Source organism: Sulfurimonas sp. C5, assembly GCF_029872055.1.
Classification (GTDB): domain Bacteria; phylum Campylobacterota; class Campylobacteria; order Campylobacterales; family Sulfurimonadaceae; genus Sulfurimonas.
Genome location: NZ_JARXNQ010000017.1, coordinates 1 through 1,454, shown reverse-complemented (window position 1 = coordinate 1,454; position 1,454 = coordinate 1). Strand labels below are relative to the sequence as shown.

Annotated in this window: 1 protein-coding gene and 1 pseudogene; both read left to right on the top strand. The window is 27.6% G+C overall.

The features are described from left to right. Positions 1-411: pseudogene (locus P6N22_RS10605) on the top strand (MBOAT family protein); the annotation flags it as partial. Positions 412-681: 270 nt separating this feature from the next. After that, a complete protein-coding gene (locus P6N22_RS10600; RefSeq protein ID WP_280332789.1) occupies positions 682-1,419 on the top strand; it encodes a hypothetical protein in 738 nt (245 codons plus the stop codon). Positions 1,420-1,454: the final 35 nt, after the last annotated feature.

Below are 1,454 nucleotides of genomic sequence, written 5' to 3'. Positions count from 1 at the left end.
ATATGGAAAACACTTGGTTTTACTATGAACTCTATACTAGCTTGGTTTATTACTTTCAACTTTATTAACATCGCTTGGGTCTTCTTCCGCGCTAAAGAATGGGATGATGCTATCAAAGTCCTTAAGGCTATGTTTGGATTTTCCGACTTTATGAATCAATACTCTTTACACTTATATCAAGAGCGTTTACATATTGGGGCAAAAACCCTTCTAGATACAATTAAGGGAGATAGTTTTACATTAAAACTATTTGTAGTATCGTTTATCATTATATTTTTTCTGAAAAACAATTCATATTATCTTAAAAACTTTTCATTAAATCTTCGCACTATGTTTTTTGTTTCTATTGTTATGGCGGTTAATATACTCTATTTAAATAACATGACCGAGTTTTTATACTTTAATTTTTAGGTACTTATTATGAAAATATCTCGTTGGCTTATTGGAACACTTTTACTCACTTTTATATTCATAATAATAACATTCATACTTATGCTTTGGAGTGACACTTATTCTAATACACATTATAATCGTACAAACTTCTATACAGAACCTAACAAAAATGTGTTAAAGGTTCATTATATTTTACAGAATCAAAAAAAATATGATTCTTTCATATTCGGTTCCAGTAGAGTTGGTAATATTAATCCTCTAAAAATTAAAAATGGAAAATATTATAATATGACCTATAGTGAAGGTCTTCCTCAAGAACATTATTTAAATTTAAAGCTCTTCGTTAATAAGGGTGTACAAATCAATAACTTACTCATTGGTCTTGATGAATTTTCATACCAAGTTTCTTTTCTAAAACATCAACACCAAGGTTTAACAAAAGCATATTATAAAGCAACACATACTAGCTTATTTACATATTATAGACAACTCTACTTAAGATTCCCTCTTAGTGAAGATAGACACCATATAAAGAAAAAAATATTAAATTCTCCAAATCATTTTATTCTAAGTATTGCACAACAAGAAGAGAACTATAAATACGCCGAGAAAGAATTTGATTCTCTTCAATATAGTTCTCAAATACATCTAAATGATCCTCGTTTTGCTAAACCAACATACTATAATGGAAATTTTTTAACAGAAGCTATTATCTCAGTGAAAAATATCAAAGAGCTATGTGATAACAATAATATAAATTGTAAGTTTTTTATAAATCCTATTCATCATAAAACATACGAATATACAAATAAAAAGTTGCTATTAAGATTTAAAGAAGAACTTGCTAAAATTACGGACTTTTATGACTTTAGTGAACCTAATACAATTAGCAATGATAATAGATACTGGGATGACACATCACATTACAATTTAGAGATCGGCGATCTAATCATAAAGACGATATATACAGACAAGGTTTATGTAAAAGACTTTGGTATACATGTAAAAAAACAGGAGTATAAATAGATGCTATTTAACAGCTACGAGTACATATTTTTCTT